This window comes from Klebsiella sp. CN_Kp106, assembly GCF_040064575.1.
Classification (GTDB): domain Bacteria; phylum Pseudomonadota; class Gammaproteobacteria; order Enterobacterales; family Enterobacteriaceae; genus Klebsiella; species Klebsiella michiganensis.
Genome location: NZ_JBEAIG010000002.1, coordinates 178579 through 196839, shown reverse-complemented (window position 1 = coordinate 196839; position 18261 = coordinate 178579). Strand labels below are relative to the sequence as shown.

General features: G+C 60.3%; 13 protein-coding genes and 1 riboswitch. Of the genes, 3 read left to right on the top strand and 10 right to left on the bottom strand.

Features of this window, described 5'->3' with window-relative positions; all coding sequences use genetic code 11:
* The first annotated feature begins 137 nt into the window (after positions 1–137).
* Entirely contained in the window at positions 138–677 is a 540-nt protein-coding gene (gene citX, locus ABLU96_RS02775) for a citrate lyase holo-[acyl-carrier protein] synthase (RefSeq protein WP_004098536.1), read from the top strand.
* Positions 678–758: 81 nt separating this feature from the next.
* Here the strand turns inward: citX and rluA are convergent, their stop codons facing one another.
* The 6 genes from rluA to araB form a co-directional block, all read right to left on the bottom strand.
* Complete coding sequence (gene rluA, locus ABLU96_RS02770) at positions 759–1418, bottom strand: bifunctional tRNA pseudouridine(32) synthase/23S rRNA pseudouridine(746) synthase RluA (RefSeq protein WP_014837390.1); 660 nt, start codon at positions 1416–1418, stop codon at positions 759–761.
* 12 nt (positions 1419–1430) lie between these two features.
* Positions 1431–4337 carry an RNA polymerase-associated protein RapA gene (gene rapA, locus ABLU96_RS02765; protein ID WP_025106476.1) on the bottom strand — a complete coding sequence of 969 codons (2907 nt, stop codon included), beginning with the start codon at positions 4335–4337 and terminating at the stop codon, positions 1431–1433.
* 187 nt (positions 4338–4524) lie between these two features.
* Positions 4525–6882: a DNA polymerase II gene (gene polB, locus ABLU96_RS02760; RefSeq protein WP_032747938.1), complete on the bottom strand. Its 2358-nt coding sequence runs from the start codon at positions 6880–6882 to the stop codon at positions 4525–4527.
* A 157-nt stretch (positions 6883–7039) separates the two neighbouring features.
* Positions 7040–7735 (bottom strand): L-ribulose-5-phosphate 4-epimerase, encoded by a 696-nt coding sequence (gene araD, locus ABLU96_RS02755; RefSeq protein ID WP_064377741.1) that lies wholly within the window; start codon positions 7733–7735, stop codon positions 7040–7042.
* Between the two features lie 73 nt (positions 7736–7808).
* Positions 7809–9311: an L-arabinose isomerase gene (araA, locus tag ABLU96_RS02750; protein ID WP_014837391.1), complete on the bottom strand. Its 1503-nt coding sequence runs from the start codon at positions 9309–9311 to the stop codon at positions 7809–7811.
* Positions 9312–9321: 10 nt separating this feature from the next.
* Positions 9322–11031 (bottom strand): ribulokinase, encoded by a 1710-nt coding sequence (gene araB, locus ABLU96_RS02745; RefSeq protein ID WP_064377742.1) that lies wholly within the window; start codon positions 11029–11031, stop codon positions 9322–9324.
* 337 nt (positions 11032–11368) lie between these two features.
* Here araB and araC point away from each other — a divergent pair, with 337 nt between their 5' ends.
* Positions 11369–12214 (top strand): arabinose operon transcriptional regulator AraC, encoded by an 846-nt coding sequence (araC, locus tag ABLU96_RS02740; RefSeq protein WP_004098545.1) that lies wholly within the window; start codon positions 11369–11371, stop codon positions 12212–12214.
* Positions 12215–12342: 128 nt separating this feature from the next.
* The gene (locus tag ABLU96_RS02735; RefSeq protein WP_014227902.1) at positions 12343–13110 is read left to right on the top strand and encodes a DedA family protein; all 768 of its coding nucleotides are present in this window, start codon (positions 12343–12345) and stop codon (positions 13108–13110) included.
* Here ABLU96_RS02735 and thiQ read toward each other — a convergent pair.
* From thiQ to sgrR, 4 genes are all read right to left on the bottom strand, one after another.
* The gene (gene thiQ, locus ABLU96_RS02730) at positions 13097–13798 is read right to left on the bottom strand and encodes a thiamine ABC transporter ATP-binding protein ThiQ (RefSeq protein ID WP_014227903.1); all 702 of its coding nucleotides are present in this window, start codon (positions 13796–13798) and stop codon (positions 13097–13099) included. The genes ABLU96_RS02735 and thiQ overlap by 14 nt on opposite strands.
* The gene (gene thiP, locus ABLU96_RS02725) at positions 13782–15392 is read right to left on the bottom strand and encodes a thiamine/thiamine pyrophosphate ABC transporter permease ThiP (protein ID WP_025106479.1); all 1611 of its coding nucleotides are present in this window, start codon (positions 15390–15392) and stop codon (positions 13782–13784) included. The genes thiQ and thiP overlap by 17 nt, the downstream gene beginning before the upstream one ends.
* Positions 15368–16351, bottom strand: coding sequence for a thiamine ABC transporter substrate binding subunit (gene thiB, locus ABLU96_RS02720; protein ID WP_009654640.1), 984 nt, complete (start codon positions 16349–16351; stop codon positions 15368–15370). Before thiB ends, thiP begins: the two co-directional genes overlap by 25 nt.
* A gap of 31 nt (positions 16352–16382) precedes the next feature.
* A riboswitch (TPP riboswitch) is annotated at positions 16383–16545 on the bottom strand.
* Between the two features lie 37 nt (positions 16546–16582).
* Complete coding sequence (gene sgrR / locus ABLU96_RS02715; protein ID WP_014227906.1) at positions 16583–18238, bottom strand: HTH-type transcriptional regulator SgrR; 1656 nt, start codon at positions 18236–18238, stop codon at positions 16583–16585.
* Positions 18239–18261: the final 23 nt, after the last annotated feature.

Here is an 18261-nt window from a genome sequence, read left to right as displayed (position 1 = left end):
TTTCGTGCTAAATGGCGCAGAAAATATCTGCGCCCCGTCTCCAAAACAGGGATCGTTTAGCGATACAATCAGCGCCATTATTCGCGACTGCGACGGCAGCCTGTCCGCTGCCTTTTATTAAGTGAGGAGAGAAACAAATGTCAGTGGATACTCTCGCCCGTGAGGGCGTAAGCATGGAAGCGCTGCTGGCGGCGAAAGAGCAGCGCGCCGCGCGCCAGGCCGACTGGTTAGCCCATTATCAGCGGCCGGTGATTTCGCTGACCCTGGTGACGCCGGGCGCGGTGAAAGACAGCATTCGCTACCGTAATATGATGGGGGTGGCGCTGCAGGCCTGCGATCAGATGCTGTGGAAACACCGCTGGCAGACGCTGGATCGCCAGGTGCTGTGGCTGCCGACCGGGCCGGAAGCGCTGTGGTGCGTCGATCACGCCGCCAGTGAAATCAAAGCCTTCTGTACCGATCTTGAGCATACCCATCCGCTGGGCCGCCTGTGGGATATTGACGTCATTTGCCCGAAAAATGGCCTGGTTGGCCGTCAGTCAATGGGGGAGAACCAGCGCCGCTGCCTGCTGTGCGACGAGCCCGCGCACGCCTGCGCGCGCAGCCGCCGTCATGACACCGGGCAGGTTGTGGCCCGCGTTGAGCAGATGATTGATGCGTGGTTTGCCCGCGACTGACGCCCGTTTTCCGCGGCATTGATGAGCGAGGAGTAGCCCGGGTGAGCCGCTGGCGGCACGACCCGGGACAGAGAGGTACGGTCAGAAGTCGATCGGCGCGCGAAACGTCATCGTATTACCGAAAGCGGGGTGGGTGATGGTCAGCGTTTCGGCGTGCAGCAGCAGACGAGGCGCCATGGCCAGCGCTTCCGGCGACGCATAAAAGCGGTCGCCAAGAATCGGATGGCCCAGCGCCAGCATATGCACGCGCAGCTGATGCGAACGCCCGGTAATCGGCTTCAGGCGCACGCGGGCGGTGTTGTCCACCGCCAACTCCAGCACTTCATACTCGGTTTGTGCCGCTTTGCCGGTTTCGTAACACACCTTCTGCTTTGGCCGGTTCGGCCAGTCGCAAATCAGCGGTAAATCCACCAGACCCTCGGTTTTCTCCGGATGCCCCCAGACGCGGGCGACGTACTGCTTTTTCGGCTCCCGTTCGCGGAACTGCCGCTTCAGCTCGCGCTCTGCCGCTTTGGTCAGGGCCACCACAATCACGCCGCTGGTCGCCATATCCAGCCGGTGCACCGACTCGGCCTGCGGGAAGTCGCGCTGAACGCGCGCCATCACGCTGTCTTTGTGCTCGGCAAGTCGGCCCGGCACGGACAACAGGCCGCTTGGCTTGTTGACCACCATAATGTGCTCATCCTGGTAGAGAATAACCAGCCAGGGATCCTGCGGCGGATTGTAGTTTTCCATCGCCATATTCGCGTTCCGTTACTGGTGGGTGACCACGATTAAGCGCAGCGCATCCAGGCGCCAGCCCGCCTGCGCCAGCGCGTCCATAACCTGCTGACGGTTGCTCTCGATAGCCGCCAGTTCATCATCGCGGATGTTCGGGTTCACGGCGCGCAGCGCTTCAAGGCGCGACAGCTCGGCCGTCAGTTTATCGTCGGCTTCTTTACGCGCGGCGTCGATCAGCGCCTGGGCCGCTTTGGCTACCTGGCCTTCGCCCTGCTGTAAAATCGCGTGGACGTCCTGCTGGACGGCGTTGACCAGCTTGCTGCCGGTGTGGCGGTTAACCGCGCTCAGCTGACGGTTGAAGCTTTCGAACTCCACCTGACCGGCGAGGTTGTTGCCGTTTTTGTCGAGCAGCATGCGCACCGGCGTCGGCGGCAGGAAGCGGTTGAGCTGCAGATGCTTCGGCGCCTGCGCTTCAACGACGTAAATCAGCTCCAGCAGCAGAGTACCTACCGGCAGCGCTTTATTCTTCAGCAGCGAAATGGTGCTGCTGCCGGTATCGCCGGAGAGGATCAGATCCAGACCGTTGATAATCAACGGATGCTCCCAGGTGATGAACTGCGCGTCTTCGCGGGACAGGGCGACGTCACGCTCAAAGGTAATGGTGCAGCCATCTTCCGGCAGGCCCGGGAAATCCGGGACCAGCATATGGTCGGAGGGGGTCAGGACAATCAGATTCTCACCGCGATCGTCCTGGTTGATGCCGACGATATCAAACAGGTTCATGGAGAAGGCGATCAGGCTGGTGTCGTCATCCTGTTCTTCAATGCTTTCCGCAAGCTGCTGGGCTTTTTCTCCGCCGTTGGAGTGGATCTCCAGCAGACGGTCGCGGCCCTGTTCCAGCTGCGCTTTCAGCGCTTCATGCTGCTGGCGGCAGGCTTTGATCAGGTCGTCAAAGCCGTCGGTATTTTCCGGGGTGGCAAGATAGTTGATCAGTTCGTTATGCACGCTGTCGTAGACGGTACGGCCGGTCGGGCAGGTGTGCTCGAACGCGTCCAGGCCTTCGTGATACCAGCGCACCAGCACCGACTGAGCGGTTCTTTCCAGATAGGGAACGTGGATCTGAATATCGTGAGCCTGGCCGATACGGTCAAGACGGCCGATACGCTGCTCCAGCAGATCCGGGTTGAACGGCAGGTCGAACATCACCAGATTGCTGGCGAACTGGAAGTTGCGGCCTTCAGAGCCGATCTCAGAACACAGCAGCACCTGAGCGCCGGTATCTTCCTCGGCGAACCAGGCGGCGGCGCGGTCGCGTTCGATAATCGACATCCCTTCGTGGAACACCGCGGCGCGAATGCCTTCGCGCTCGCGCAGGACCTGCTCCAGCTGCAGCGCGGTGGCCGCTTTGGCGCAGATGACCAGTACTTTCTGCGAGCGGTGGCTGGTGAGATGGCCCATCAGCCATTCAACGCGCGGATCGAAGTTCCACCAGGTGCCGGTATCGCCTTCAAATTCCTGATAAATCTGCTCCGGATAGAGCATGTCGCGGGCGCGCTCTTCGGCGGTTTTGCGGGCGCCCATAATGCCGGAAACCTTAATGGCCGTCTGGTACTGGGTCGGCAGCGGCAGACGAATCGTATGCAGCTCGCGTTTCGGGAAACCTTTGACGCCGTTACGGGTGTTGCGGAACAGCACGCGGCTGGTGCCGTGGCGGTCCATCAGCATCGACACCAGCTCCTGACGAGCGGCCTGGGCATCATCGCGATCGCTGTTGGCCGCCTGCAATAATGGTTCAATATCCTGTTCGCCGATCAGATCGCTCAGCGCGTTCAGATCGGCGTCGCTCAGCTTATTACCGGCCAGCAGCAGGGCGACCGCGTCGGCAACCGGACGGTAGTTCTGCTGCTCTTCAACAAACTGGGCGAAGTCGTGGAAACGGTTGGGGTCGAGCAGGCGCAGGCGGGCGAAGTGGCTCTCCATTCCCAGCTGCTCCGGCGTCGCGGTGAGCAGCAGAATGCCCGGCACGCATTCGGCCAGCTGTTCAATCGCCTGATATTCCCGGCTCGGGGCGTCTTCGCTCCAGACCAGGTGGTGCGCTTCATCAACGACCATCAGATCCCATTCGGCTTCGCACAGGTGTTCCAGGCGCTGCTTGCTGCGGCGCACGAAATCCAGCGAACAGATCACCAGCTGTTCGGTTTCGAACGGGTTAATCGCGTCGTGCTGCGCTTCGGCATAACGCTCATCGTCAAACAGCGAGAAGCGCAGGTTAAAGCGGCGCAGCATTTCCACCAGCCACTGGTGCTGCAGGGTTTCCGGGACGACGATCAGGACGCGTTCCGCGGCGCCGGAGAGCAGCTGCTGATGCAGGATCATCCCGGCTTCAATGGTTTTACCTAAACCTACTTCATCCGCCAGCAGGACGCGCGGCGCGTGGCGGCGGCCAACGTCGTGGGCGATATTCAGCTGATGCGGGATCAGGCTGGTGCGCTGGCCGCGCAGGCCGCTCCACGGCATGCGGTACTGTTCGCTCTGGAATTTACGCGCGCGATAGCGCAGGGCGAAACGATCCATACGGTCGATCTGTCCGGCGAACAGACGGTCCTGCGGTTTGCTGAAGACCAGCTTGCTGTCGAGGAGCACTTCACGCAGGGTAACGTTGGCTTCCTGGGTATCGAGGCGGGTGCCGGTGTAGGCCAGCAGACCGTTCTCTTCATTAACTTCGTCAACCTGGAGTTGCCAGCCTTCGTGGCTGGTGATGGTATCGCCCGGGTTAAACATCACGCGGGTGATTGGGGAGTCGTTGCGTGCGTACAGACGGTTTTCGCCGATGGCGGGGAAAAGCAGGGTCACCATGCGCGCGTCCAGCGCAACGACCGTCCCTAATCCCAGTTCGCTCTCTGTGTCGCTAATCCAGCGTTGACCAAGTGTAAAAGGCATATATGTTCGGCTCTTTAGTTCTTTGATTGCAGGCAATAGTTGAGCATCTCCATGGAGAATCGGAGATACGTCAAAATTGGGTCCAGGAATGGAAAGGGCGCTATATTACTGGATGGCGGAACGTTCGTCACGTCCTCCTCACCCTTCATTTTGCGGCTTTTGCGCCAGCGGAATGAGTGAGAAAAAATCAAAATAGCCCCAGCTGCCCCGTCACTATTGTAGCAAAATCGTCGTCGACAAAGGGAAGTATTCCTTCGGCGACAGGCTCTAATTGCTTAGAAAGATAGTGTTCATAATCCAGCGGTGATTGCTGATAATCCACCGGCTCCGGCCCGCCGGTGGTCCAGACGTATTTAATGCTGCCGCGCTGCTGATACTGCTGCGGCCTGCCCAGCCTGACGTTTTGCTCATCAGCGAGCCTGGCCGCGCGCACGTGCGGCGGCACGTTGCGCTGATACTCCGCCAGCGGACGGCGCAGGCGCTTGCGGTAGACCAGCCGATCGTCAAGCTCGCCGTTCATCAGCTTATCAATGGTTTCGCGCACGTAATCGCGATAGGGCTGATGGCGGAAAATGCGCAGATAAAGCTCCTGCTGAAACTGCTGGGCCAGCGGCGTCCAGTCGGTGCGTACCGTCTCCAGCCCTTTAAACACCATGCGCTGCTCGCTGCCTTCCTGAATCATCCCGGCGTAGCGCTTTTTACTGCCGGTATCCGCGCCGCGAATGGTGGGCATGAGAAAGCGGCAGAAGTGGGTTTCGAACTCCAGCTCGAGGGTGCTGACAAGCCCCTCTTTGCTCAGCTCCGCCGCCCACCATTCGTTGACAAAGGCCACCAGCGAGCGGCCGATGCTGCTGGCTTCCTCTTCGCTGTGGGACCGCTTGAGCCACACGAAGGTGGAGTCGGTATCGCCGTAGATAACGTCATAGCCCTGGGATTCAATCAGCGCTTTGGTCTGGCGCATAATCGCGTGGCCGCGCATGGTGATGGATGAGGCCAGACGCGGATCGAAAAAGCGGCAGGCGCTGGTACCGAGCACGCCGTAGAAGGCGTTCATAATGATCTTCAGCGCCTGCGACAGCGGTTTGTTTTTATGCTGCTTGGCCTCGTCGCGCCCGTGCCAGATTTGCCCGACGATCCCCGGCAGGCAGTGTTTTTCTCGCGAGAAGCGCGCGCCGAGAAAGCCTTCGGTGCTGTGAGCGTCATCGGGCTGCGCCAGACCTTCCACAAGTCCCACCGGGTCGATCAGAAAGGTGCGGATAATCGACGGGTACAGGCTTTTGTAGTCCAGCACCAGCACCGAGTCGTAGAGGCCGGGGCGGGAGTCCATCACGTAGCCGCCGGGGCTGGCCTGCGGCGGCACTTCACCGAGGTTCGGCGCGACGTAGCCGAGCCGGTGCATGCGCGGGAAATAGAGATGGCTGAAGGCGGCGACCGAACCGCCGTGGCGATCCGCAGGCAGGCCGTTGACCGTCGCGCGCTCCAGCAAAAACGGCATGATCTCGGTTTTGTGGAAGATGCGCGTGACCAGCTCGCAGTCCTGTAGGTTATAGGTGGCCAGCGCCGGTTTATCCTGGTGAAAGCGGCGATCGATTTCATCCATCCGATCCCAGGGATTATCAATGGCTTTGCCCTCGCCGAGCAGCTCGCGGGCGACCGACTCCAGCGCAAAAGAGGAGAAGTTCCAGAACGCGGATTTCAGCGCCTCTATGCCATCGATAATCAGGCGGCCGTTGGCCTGAGCAAAGAAGACGCCATTCTTAAAACCGTGTTCGCGCCACTCCAGTTCGCTGTTGCCGCGGCCGAGCAGCAGCGGGATGCGATAGCGCTCGGCGTGCTTTTGCAGGACGCGTAAATCAAACTGCACCACGTTCCAGCCGATCAGCACGTCCGGGTCGTGGGCGGCAAACCAGGCGTTAAGCTTTTCCAGCAGCAGCGGGCGGCTGGCGACGTACTCCAGTTCGAAATCGACGGCAGGCGGGGTGGCCGGTTCCGGCCCTAACATATAGACGACCCGCTGGCCGCAGCCTTCAAGGCCGATGCAGTAGAGCTCGCCGTGGCGGCTGGTTTCGATGTCCAGCGACACCCACTTTAGGGGCGGCCGGTAGTGGGGATTGGGCTTCATCCGCGCGTTGACCAGCCGCTGGCCTCGCGCCTCGCCTTCAACCCACACCGGGGCGGTGATAAAGCGCTCCATCAGATAGCGCTCCGGCGGGCGAACGTCGCCTTCATATACCGTGACGCCGTTTTCGCGCAGCTTTTTTTCCAGCCGCATCAGCTGGCGGTGAGCGCGGCAGTAGAGACCAAACACCCGCTGGCGATGAAAATCTTGCAGAGTGAGCGCAGCAAGGCGATGGCCGTTTTCGCCCTGCAGCAGGCGTTCAGCCTGCGGGCGCTGCGATTCGGGAATGAACGCGACGGATTCCTGCGGCGGCAGGGTGACCTCAAGCGGGCCGTCATCGGTCGCCAGCCAGAATGTCAGTTCGGTGCCCTGCGGGGTATCCCGCCAGTGACGGGTGAGTAAAAAACCTGCTCGTGGCTGCGTCACGCCGTGCTCTCATCAGTAAAAACCAGGCCTGATTATAGCCTGGTTCACCGAATGATGCTGGGGTTTTATACAGGTGTGGCGCGCTGTTTCCCGGACTTAGCCGGGCTACCAGCCTGTAGCCCGGCTAAGCGCAGCGCGAGCCGGGAATGCTGCGGCGTTACTGCCCGTAATAGGCTTTCGCGCCGTGCTTGCGCAGATAGTGTTTATCCAGCAGCGTTTGCTGCATCTCCGGCAGCTGCGGCGCCAGCTGGCGGCAGAAGATGCCCATATAGGCGATCTCTTCCAGCACGATAGCGTTATGCACCGCGTCTTCGGCGTTTTTCCCCCAGGCAAACGGGCCGTGCGAGTGCACCAGCACGCCGGGCATTTGCGCCGGATCGATACCTTTTTCACGGAAGGCTTCAACGATCACTTCGCCGGTTTGCCACTCGTACTCGCCGTTGATCTCATCGTCGGTCATCAGCCGGGTACAGGGGACCGCGCCGTAGAAATAGTCGGCGTGGGTGGTGCCGGTAGCGGGAATCGACTGTCCGGCCTGCGCCCAGATGGTGGCGTGACGCGAATGGGTATGAACAATGCCGCCCAGCGTCGGGAATGCCTGATACAGCAGACGGTGGGTTGGCGTATCCGACGAGGGCTTTTTCTTGCCTTCCACCACGTCGCCGGTTTCCAGGCTGACCACCACCATATCCTCGGCGGTCATGACGCTGTAGTCGACGCCGGAGGGTTTAATCACCAGCACGCCCCGTTCACGGTCGACGGCGCTGACGTTGCCCCAGGTGAGGGTAACCAGATTGTGCTTTGGCAGGGCCAGGTTGGCTTCGAGAACCTGGCGTTTGAGATCTTCTAACATACTGTGCTCCGAATTGCTGGCGAGTCAGTTCCCCTCACCCGCACCCTCAGGGAGAGGGTGAGGGGGCGGCCCCTTAGCGTTTTGAACCGTAATACACTTCGTTCCAGCGCAGCGCGTCCTTGAAGGAGGGCAGACGGGTTTCGTTATCAATTACGGTCAGCTCGATATCCTGCAGCTCAGCAAACTGGCGCATATCGTCGAGGGTGAGCGCATGGCTGAAGACGGTGTGGTGCGCGCCGCCAGCGATGATCCAGGCTTCGGACGCGGTGCGCAGATCCGGATGCGCTTTCCACAAGGCGTTGGCCACCGGCAGCTTCGGCAGTTCGTGCGGCGTTTTCACCGTTTCAATGGTGTTCACCAGCAGACGATAGCGATCGCCGAGATCGATCAGGCTGGCGACGATCGCCGGGCCGGTCTGGGTGTTAAAGATGATGCGCGCCGGATCGGCTTTCCCGCCGATGCCCAGCGGCTGCACGTCGAGAATCGGTTTTTCAGCGGTGGCGATGGTCGGGCAGACTTCCAGCATATGCGAGCCCAGCGCCAGATCGTTGCCTTTCTCGAAGTGGTAGGTGTAATCCTCCATAAAGGAGGTGCCGCCCTGCAGACCAGTTGCCATCACCTTCATGATGCGAAGCAGAGCGGCGGTTTTCCAGTCGCCTTCGCCCGCAAAGCCGTAGCCCTGCTGCATCAGACGCTGCACGGCGAGACCCGGAAGCTGTTTCAGGCCGTGTAAATCTTCAAAGGTGGTGGTGAACGCGTGGAAGCCGCCCTGTTCCAGGAAGCGCTTCATCCCCAGCTCAATGCGCGCGGCATCGAGAAGGTTCTGCCGCTTATCGCCGTGGATTTGCACCGCGGGGGTCAGGCGATAGCTGCTTTCGTACTCATCCACCAGGGCGCTGATTTCACCGTCGGTGACCGCATTGACGACCTGCACCAGATCGCCCACCGCCCAGGTGTTAACCGAGAAGCCAAACTTAATCTGCGCGGCGACTTTATCCCCGTCGGTGACCGCCACTTCGCGCATGTTATCGCCGAAACGGCACACTTTCAGGTGGCGGGTATCCTGTTTAGAGACCGCCTGGCGCATCCACGCGCCGATGCGCTGATGGGCTTCTTTATCCTGCCAGTGGCCGGTCACCACGCTGTGCTGCTGACGCATGCGGGCGCCGATGAAGCCAAATTCGCGGCCGCCGTGGGCGGTCTGGTTCAGGTTCATAAAGTCCATATCGATGCTGTCCCACGGCAGGGCCGCGTTGAACTGGGTATGGAACTGCATCAGCGGTTTATTCAGGATCGTGAGGCCATTGATCCACATTTTCGCCGGCGAGAAGGTATGCAGCCACACCACCATCCCGGCGCACTTATCATCGTAGTTTGCGTCGCGGCAGATATGGGTGATCTCATCCGGCGTGGTACCCAGCGGCTTAAGCACCAGTTTGCACGGCAGTTTGGCTTCCGCATTCAGGCTGTTCACCACATGTTCTGCGTGCTTTGTCACCTGACGTAGCGCTTCAGGGCCGTACAGATGCTGGCTACCGATAACGAACCACACTTCATAGTTATTAAAAATCGTCATTTTCATGTCCTTAATGGGTGAGGGCTGCCTGAGATTGCGGCGCGGATTCCGCTTTTGCAGTCGAAGGGAGATAACGTTGTTCCGCGCTGAGCGACCACTGCTGGTAGCGCTGATAGAGTTGTTCGAAGCGTTGCGCCTGCGCCGGACGAGGCTGCAGGGTACTTTCCACCTGGCTGGCCATGTTTTCCTGTGCGGCAGGGATATCGCGGTATACGCCGGCGGCAACGGCGGCGAAGATAGCCGCGCCCAGGGCGCAGCACTGATCGGACGCGACGATTTGCAGCGGGCGATTCAGCACATCGCAGCAGGCCTGCATGATCACCGGGTTTTTGCGCGCGATGCCGCCGAGCGCCATCACGTTATTGACCGGGATCCCCTGTTCGGTGAAGCACTCCATAATGGCGCGGGCGCCAAAAGCGGTGGCGGCAATCAGTCCGCCGAACAGCGCCGGGGCGTCGGTGGCGAGGTTCAGATCGGTAATGACCCCTTTCAGACGCTGGTTGGCATTCGGCGTACGGCGGCCGTTAAACCAGTCCAGCACCACCGGCAGGTGGTCAAGAGACGGATTTTTTGCCCATGCGTCGGTCAGCGCGGGCAGCAGCTGTTTCTGGCTGGCTTTGATCTGCTCTTTGAGTTCCGGGTGGGACTGCGCCAGCTGCTCCAGCGGCCAGCCGAGAATGCGGCCAAACCAGGCGTAGATGTCGCCAAAAGCGGATTGCCCCGCTTCCATACCGATAAAGTCAGGCACGACGCTGCCGTCGACCTGGCCGCAAATCCCTTTCACCGTGCGCTCGCCAACGCTCTGTTTATCGGCGATCAGAATGTCGCAGGTGGAGGTGCCGATAACTTTGACCAGCGCGTTTGGCTGCGCACCGGCGCCGACGGCGCCCATATGGCAGTCGAATGCGCCGCCGGAGATGGCGACGGTTTGCGGCAGGCCCAGGCGCGCGGCCCATTCGGCGGTGAGCGTGCCGACCGGGATATCCGCAGTCCAGGTATCGCTGAACATCGGGTAGGCCAGGCTCTGGTTGATTATCGGGTCGAGTTCATCGAAGAAACCGGCAGGCGGCAGTCCGCCCCAGCTTTCATGCCACAGGGATTTGTGCCCGGCGCTGCAGCGGCCGCGACGAATATCCTGCGGGCGGGTGGTCCCGGAAAGCAGGGCCGGCACCCAGTCGCACAGCTCAATCCACGACGCGGCGGCCTCGGCGACGGCGCTGTCCTGGCGGGTCACGTGGAGGATCTTGGCCCAGAACCATTCGCTGGAGTAGATACCGCCGATATAGCGGGAGTAATCCTCTTTGCCCGGCTGGTGGCACAGGCGGGTAATCGCCTCCGCCTCCTCCACCGCGGTATGGTCCTTCCACAGCACGAACATGGCGTTGGGGTTGCTGGCGAATTCGTCGCGCAGCGCCAGCACGTTGCCGTCGGCGTCGATGGGCGCGGGGGTGGAGCCGGTGCTGTCAACGCCGATACCCACCACGGCAGCGCGCTGTTCGGCGCTAAGGGATGCGAGGACGCTTTTCAGCGCGGCTTCCATTGATTCGATATAGTCGCGTGGATGATGGCGGAATTGGTTGTTCGGACCATCGCAAAATAGCCCCTCCTGCCAGCGCGGATACCACTCGACGCTTGCGGCGAGCTCTTCGCCGGTCGCGCACTCTACCGCCAGGGCGCGTACTGAATCACTGCCAAAATCGAGGCCAATCGCAATTGCCATACTGTTACTCCATGCTAAAAATCATTCATGGTGAAACAGTAGATATCTGGGCTGAAAACCGTCAGGCCGTATTCGCTAATCTTATGGACTATATTGCTGTGACGTCGCAAAGTGTGACGCCGTGCAAATATTCAATGTGGACTTTCCTGCCGTCTTTATAGACACTTCAGTTATGCGCTGAAAGCGCCTGAACTGTGCGCCGTGCTCAGTTTTTATCGAGAAGAGGCGGGTTTTAATTCATTTTCTAACCCGCGTCGCAGCATGAGCGACCAGCCAGAGGATAAAATACAAGGTATGGACAATTGGTGTCCTTAATGTCTCCTGGAGAGCAGAGTTTATGGCCGAAACGCAAAACGATCCTTTGTTGCCGGGTTACTCTTTTAACGCCCATCTGGTGACGGGCCTGACGCCAATTGAAGCCGATGGCTATCTTGATTTCTTTATTGACCGTCCGCTGGGCATGAAGGGCTATATCCTTAATCTGACGATTCGCGGCGAAGGGGTGATCAATAACCACGGAGAGCAGTTTATCTGCCGGCCTGGCGATATGCTGCTGTTCCCGCCGGGAGAGATTCACCATTATGGCCGCCATCCCGATGCCCGCGAGTGGTATCACCAGTGGGTCTATTTCCGGCCGCGCGCCTACTGGCATGAATGGCTTAACTGGCCAACGATTTTTGCCCAGACCGGCTTTTTCCGCCCGGATGAGCAGTGGCAGGCGCGCTTTGGCGAACTGTTCGGGCAGATTGTGGAGGCCGGGCAGGGCGCCGGGCGTTACTCCGAGCTGCTGGCGATCAATCTTATGGAGCAACTGCTGCTCAGGCGCATGGAAGCTATCAACGAATCGCTGCATCCGCCGCTGGATAACCGGGTGCGCGATGCCTGCCAGTACATCAGCGATCATCTGGCGGACAGCCATTTCGATATTGCCAGCGTCGCCCAGCACGTGTGCCTGTCGCCGTCGCGCCTGTCGCATCTGTTCCGCCAGCAGCTGGGGATCAGCGTACTGGGGTGGCGGGAGGATCAGCGCATTAGCCAGGCCAAGCTGCTGCTGAGCACGACGCGGATGCCGATCGCGACCGTTGGCCGTAACGTCGGTTTTGAGGACCAGCTCTACTTTTCGCGCGTGTTTAAGAAATGCACCGGCGCCAGCCCGAGCGAGTTTCGCGCAGGGTGTGAATAAAAAGTAAAGAAAGTGAAATGATGGCCCGGATTTTTAACACAGCCAGTAAACTATACAAACAAATGATGGCTTGACGAAGTATGAACGGCTCCGGAGAATCCGTGCTTCGTTTTTAAACCGGGTACATTATGCAAGCATTGCTGGAACACTTTATTACTCAATCCACGGTCTATTCTCTGATAGCCGTTCTGCTGGTCGCCTTCCTCGAGTCGCTGGCGCTGGTAGGGCTTATCTTACCGGGAACGGTGATGATGGCCGGATTGGGGGCGCTGATCGGCAGCGGCGAGGTTAACTTCTGGCAGGCGTGGCTGGCGGGGATTATCGGCTGTTTGCTCGGCGACTGGATTTCATTCTGGCTTGGCTGGCGGTTTAAAAAGCCGCTGCATCGCTGGTCTTTTTTGAAGAAAAACAAAGCACTGCTGGATAAAACCGAACATGCGCTGCATCAGCACAGCATGTTTACGATTCTGATTGGCCGCTTCGTCGGGCCGACGCGCCCGCTGGTGCCGATGGTCGCCGGGATGCTCGATCTGCCGGTCGCGAAGTTCATCCCGCCGAATATCATCGGCTGCCTGCTGTGGCCGCCGCTCTACTTCTTACCGGGAATCCTTGCCGGGGCGGCCATTGATATCCCGGCCGATGAGAATAGCGCCAGCTTTAAGTGGCTGCTGCTGGGGGCGGCGCTGCTGGCGTGGCTGGCGGCGTGGCTATGCTGGCGGCTGTGGCGCAGCGCCAAAAGCGCTGGCGATCGTCTCACCCGTTTTCTGCCGCGTTCGCGCCTGCTGTGGCTCGCTCCGCTCATGGTGTGCGCCGCCGGCGCGGCGCTGGTGTTTGCCTTCCGTCATCCGCTGATGCCGGTCTATCTCGACATTCTGCATAAGGTTATTTTGCGCTAATTCCCAGCAGCGCCGAGGCGCTGCTGTTGCCGCTGAGCAGCGCGGCGGTCGCGCCATCCCAGGCAATGCGTCCCTCAGCCACGACCACCGACCGCGGCGCGATGCGCGCCGCATCTTCCACGCTGTGCGAGACCATCAGCAGCGTCAGTTGCCGCTGCTGGCAGACGTCGGCAACCAGCGTCAGCATCTCCAGCCTCAGCGCGGGATCGAGCGCCGAGAAGGGCTCATCCAGCAGCAGTACCGGCTGCTGGCGCACCAGACAGCGCGCCAGCGCCGCACGCTGGCGCTGGCCGCCGGAAAGCTCGCCCGGCAGCCGCTCTAACATCGCGTCAATCCCCATCTGCCCGGCAATCGCCTGCAGATGGGCGGATTGATCCGCGTTCAGCTTGAGCCCCGGGTGCATTCCCAGCGCAATGTTCTGGCGGATGGTGAGATGGTTGAACAGATTATTTTCCTGAAACAGCATCGATACCGGACGACGCGCGGGCGGCGTGTGGGTATGGGGCTGGCCGTCGAGCGCGATACTGCCGCTGGCGGGCGTTAAAAAACCGGCAATCAGGTTCAGCAGCGTGCTTTTTCCGGCCCCGCTCGGGCCAAGAACCGCGATGCGCTCACCGCGTTCGACGGAAAGCGTAAAACGCATCGGCAGATGCTGGTAAAGCCAGGTCACATCATTCAGTTTTAGCATCGCGTCCCGGAAGTTTTTCAATCACGCTAAAGAGTAAAAAGCACAGCAGCAGAAGCAGAAGGGCGGTCACGGCGCCGTCCTGGCTACGGTAAGAACCAATTTGCTGATACAGATAAAAGGGCAGCGTACGGAAATCTTCGTTGCCGAACAGCGCCACGACGCCGAAATCGCCAATCGACAGCACGCAGGCGAAGGCCAGCGCCTGGGCCAGCGGCCGCTTTAAAGCGCGAAGCTCGACCACCCGAAGGCGGGTGAAGCCGCGCATCCCCAGCGACTGGCAGAGGGTGCCGTAGCGGGCGGCGATATCGCGCATCGGGTTTTCCAGTACCTTGAGCGCATAGGGGATTGCCATCAGCGCATTGGTGAAAATCACGATACCGTCGGCGGACTCGGGCAGGCCCACGCTGTTATTGAGCAACAGGAAGAAACCGGTGGCCAGCACGATGCCCGGCATGGCGAGGATCAGCATCCCGCTCAGCTCAAGCGCCTGACCGGCCAGAGGGTGACGGCGGGCGCGAAGCTCGCGGCTGCTCCAGAGCAGCATCATGGTCAGGATGACGCTTAAGAGCCCGGCGGCAAGGGCGATACGCAGAGACGTCCACAGCGCCTGCCATAGCGCCGGCTGATGCAGCACGCTCAGCAGATTGCTGTTCAGCCCGTCGCCTATCACCGCCAGCAGCGGCGGCAGCAGCAGTAAAAGCGCCGCGCCAATCAGCGCCGCGTCGCACAGCCGGCTGTACAGCCGGTCGTCGGGATCGCGCCAGCCGCGAATATGGCTGGCCCCGATGGCGAGGGCTTTACTCAGGCGCTGGCTAAGCAGCACCAGCCCGAGGCAGCAGACCATCTGGATAAGCGCCAGCATTGCCGCGCGCGCCGGGTCGTAGTCGAAATTAAGGGCCTGGTAAATCGCCAGTTCGATGGTGGTCGCCCGCGGGCCGCCGCCCAGCGACAGCACGGTCGCAAAGCTGGCGAAACAGAGCATAAAGATCAGAGCCGCGACCGGTGGAATTTGCCGGCGCAGCCACGGCCACTCGACCAGCCGGAAGAAGACGTAGCCGCGCATGCCGAGCTGGGCGGCGATTTGCCGCTGTTCGCCGGGGATATTTTCCAGCGTCTGCAGCAGCAGGCGCGTGGCCATCGGCATATTAAAGAATACGTGCGCCAGCAGGATCCCCTGTAGCCCGTAGGGCGAGAATTCCCACTGCCAGCCAAAAACGTGGCATAGCTGGGCCAGCCAGCCCTGACGACCGTAGACGCTAAGAATGCCGAAGACCGCCACCAGTACCGGCAGAATTAAGGTCATCGCGCAAAGGCGCAGCAGCAGCGTGCGCCCGGGGAAGCGCCGCCGGTACAGGGCGCGGGCGAGGAATATCGCCGGTAGCACCGAAAAAAGCGCGGAAAGGAAGGCCTGCCAGAAGGAGAAACGCACCACGTGCCAGAGATAGCTGTCGCGGATAAGCGCGTTCCAGGAGGTCTCCGGGGCGCTGAACCATAGCGCCAGAAAGGCGGCCAGCGCCACGACGACCAGCACGATGGCCGCCGTGAGTCCCGGCAGGAGCCAGCCGAAAGCTAGCGGCTGACGGCGCGTTGCCATGCGCTAATCCAGTTCTGACGTTCGGCGGCCACCTGTTGCGGTGTGAATTCGAGGGTCGTTTGCGGTTTCATCAGCGCGTCAAAGCCTGCCGGAAGCGCAACCGTCGTCACCGGATACATCCAGTTGCCGGTGGGGATCGCGTTCTGGAAGCCCGGTGATACCATAAATTTAAGGAACTTTTCCGCCAGCTCCGGCTGTTTGCTGGCCGCGGTGCGGGCGGCTACCTCAACCTGCAGGTAGTGGCCTTCCGCGAAGTTTGCCGCGGCGTAGTTATCTTTTTTCTCTTCGATAATGTGGTAAGCCGGGGAGGTGGTGTAGCTCAGCACCAGATCGCTTTCGCCTTTCAGGAACAGGCCGTAGGCTTCGCTCCAGCCCTTGGTAACGGTAACGGTTTTCGCCGCCAGCTTCTGCCAGGCTTCCGGCGCTTTATCGCCGTAGACTTTTTGCATCCACAGCAGCAGGCCCAGGCCCGGCGTACTGGTGCGCGGATCTTCATAAATCACCCGCCATTTTTGCTCGCCCTCAACCAGCTCTTTCAGGCTTTTCGGCGGATTTTTCAGCTTGTTTTTATCGTAAACAAAGGCGAAGTAGCCGTAATCGAACGGCACGAAGGTGTCGTTGTCCCAGCCGCCGGGCACGCTGACCGCGCTGGCCGGGACGCCGCTTTTGGCGAACAGCTTGCTTTGCGAAGCGGCTTCCAGCAGGTTGTTATCCAGTCCCAGCACCACGTCGGCTTTGCTGTTTTTGCCTTCCATTCGCAGGCGGTTGAGCAGCGAGACGCCATCTTCCAGCGCCACGAACTTCAGCTCGCAGCCGCAGTCGGCTTCAAAGGCTTTTTTAACCGCTGGGCCCGGGCCCCAGTCGGCGGAGAACGAGTCGTAGGTATAAACGGTGAGCAGCGGTTTGGCAAAAACGGGCGCGGCGACCAGTGCCAGCAGGGGGAGTAATTTTTTCAACACTTTGCACCTCAGAAAAAGGGGTGGCAAAGGATTTTGAGAGGGCCTCAAATCCCTTCGCCGGCGTTATCCGGATCAGGTTCGACGGGTATTTTCTCAGCCCATACGCTTTATCTTCGGGTTGCTTCTGCGCTAACCGCGCGTTGAGGCAACTTGAATGAGATTGCGTATGTTTATTAGCACCCCGTTGAGAACGGCAGTTAGTGTAATGATTTTGTTTGCCAACGGAAAGCATTACGGCTCCGGCGGCGCGAACCACGCGGACTTAAAGTCAAACCAGCCGAGCGTGTTCATGCGTACGCCGCGCATGCTGCGCTGCCCCTGGATCATCAGCCAGTGGTGGATCAGCGGCACCACGGTTTGATTGGCCAACAGCTGCTGACTCCAGGTGGCCGGGTTCAGCTCGCCCGCGCGCCAGCGAGCGGCGTCCTGTTCCCAGTCGATGGGGATACAGTTGCGAATCAGCGGAACTTCATACAGCCAGGCAAACAGGGAGAAATCGATCGGCAGCGTAAAGTTGGCGCTGTTGAGCCAAACGTCGCTGACCACCTCCCCGCGGTGCCACTCCTGATACTCCAGCTCCTGGATCTCCAGCTTAACCTGATGCTCGGCCAGCAGCGTTGCCATGATCCCGCCCATCACGCGATGCTCGACGTGATCCTGGTAGTAGGTCAGCCTGACCGTCTCAAGGCCGGCAGGTTTCTCGCAGGCGTGGCTGCGCGCATGATGCCAGCGGGGCAGCAGGCCATAAGCCGGGAACCAGTTGCCCTGATAGTGCTCGCCGGCGTGATAGAGCAGGTTAGCGGGCTGGAACACATAGCTTAGCCACTGGCGTACCGCGCTGTTACCGCCCAGCGGGCTGCGGGCGTCGAACAGCAGGTAATAACACCCCTCTTCCAGGCGGCTTTCCACCGCTTTTTCGCTTTGCGTGGTGCCCTGTAACGTCAACCCGCCGTTGGGTTCTTCGCTGATTTCCGGCAGGACCCAGACGTTCACTTCATCGATCAGCGCCCGGTAGCCGAAATAGTCATCGAAGGCGTGAATTTTGAGCTGATTCTGGTTATTACGCACAACCGAGTAGGGCCCGGTCCCCACGGGGATACTGGAGAAATTCTCCATCGTTCGCCACTCATGCGGAAGGATCATGGCCGGGACCTGGCTTAACAACCACGGCAGCCAGCGGTCGGGCTGGCGGAGATGAATGTCGAGGGTCCATGCGGTGGGAGAGTCGATGCGCTCAATATGAGAGAACAGCGGCAGGGCGTTGCTGCGCTGCAGAGAGGTGATGACATCTTCCATCTCCAGCTCTCGTCCATGATGAAAATGAATCCCCGGACGCAGAAAAAAGCGCCAGTGGGTGGGGGCGATCTGCTGCCAATGGTGAGCAATATCGGCCTCCAGTTCCCCATTTTCCTCATTTACCCGCGTCAGGGCGCTAAAAATCTGCCGGGCAATATGCGTTTCCGAGCGGCGCAGCGCGCTGCCGGGCAGCAGATTTTTCATCGGCCGATAGTAGAGCACGCGCAGGATATGCCGGCCCTGACGAAAGCTGCGGCCTAAATGGGAAACCAGCATTTGCCGGACGGCGGCTTTATCGCCAACCAGCTGCACCAGCTGATCGATTCTGTCCTGATCCAGCAGATCTTCCGCCCTCTGCTGCTGCAGGGCGAGACCGGTATAGAGAAAAGAGAGGCGGGAGCGCTTGCCGCGCCCGGCCTCCGCCTCCCAGGTTAGCCAGCCGCGCGCTTCCATCATGTTGAGTAGGGTACGCATATGGCGGCGCGAGCAGCTTAGCATCTCTGCCAGCGCATTCAGCGTGGTCTCCTGCGACTTGCCATCGCAGCACTGCCACAGGCGGATGAACTGCTGTTGTAAACGACCGGAAGACATAAAAGGGGAACTCCTGATAAAAA

Bases quoted from the DNA above. Each gene is read 5' to 3' on its own strand.
- citX (WP_004098536.1), top strand. From the start codon at position 138: ATGTCAGTGGATACTCTCGCCCGTGAGGGCGTAAGCATGGAAGCGCTG.
- rluA (WP_014837390.1), bottom strand. From the start codon at position 1,418: ATGGCGATGGAAAACTACAATCCGCCGCAGGATCCCTGGCTGGTTATT.
- rapA (WP_025106476.1), bottom strand. From the start codon at position 4,337: ATGCCTTTTACACTTGGTCAACGCTGGATTAGCGACACAGAGAGCGAA.
- araD (WP_064377741.1), bottom strand. From the start codon at position 7,735: ATGTTAGAAGATCTCAAACGCCAGGTTCTCGAAGCCAACCTGGCCCTG.
- araA (WP_014837391.1), bottom strand. From the start codon at position 9,311: ATGACGATTTTTAATAACTATGAAGTGTGGTTCGTTATCGGTAGCCAG.
- araB (WP_064377742.1), bottom strand. From the start codon at position 11,031: ATGGCAATTGCGATTGGCCTCGATTTTGGCAGTGATTCAGTACGCGCC.
- araC (WP_004098545.1), top strand. From the start codon at position 11,369: ATGGCCGAAACGCAAAACGATCCTTTGTTGCCGGGTTACTCTTTTAAC.
- ABLU96_RS02735 (WP_014227902.1), top strand. From the start codon at position 12,343: ATGCAAGCATTGCTGGAACACTTTATTACTCAATCCACGGTCTATTCT.
- thiQ (WP_014227903.1), bottom strand. From the start codon at position 13,798: ATGCTAAAACTGAATGATGTGACCTGGCTTTACCAGCATCTGCCGATG.
- thiP (WP_025106479.1), bottom strand. From the start codon at position 15,392: ATGGCAACGCGCCGTCAGCCGCTAGCTTTCGGCTGGCTCCTGCCGGGA.
- sgrR (WP_014227906.1), bottom strand. From the start codon at position 18,238: ATGTCTTCCGGTCGTTTACAACAGCAGTTCATCCGCCTGTGGCAGTGC.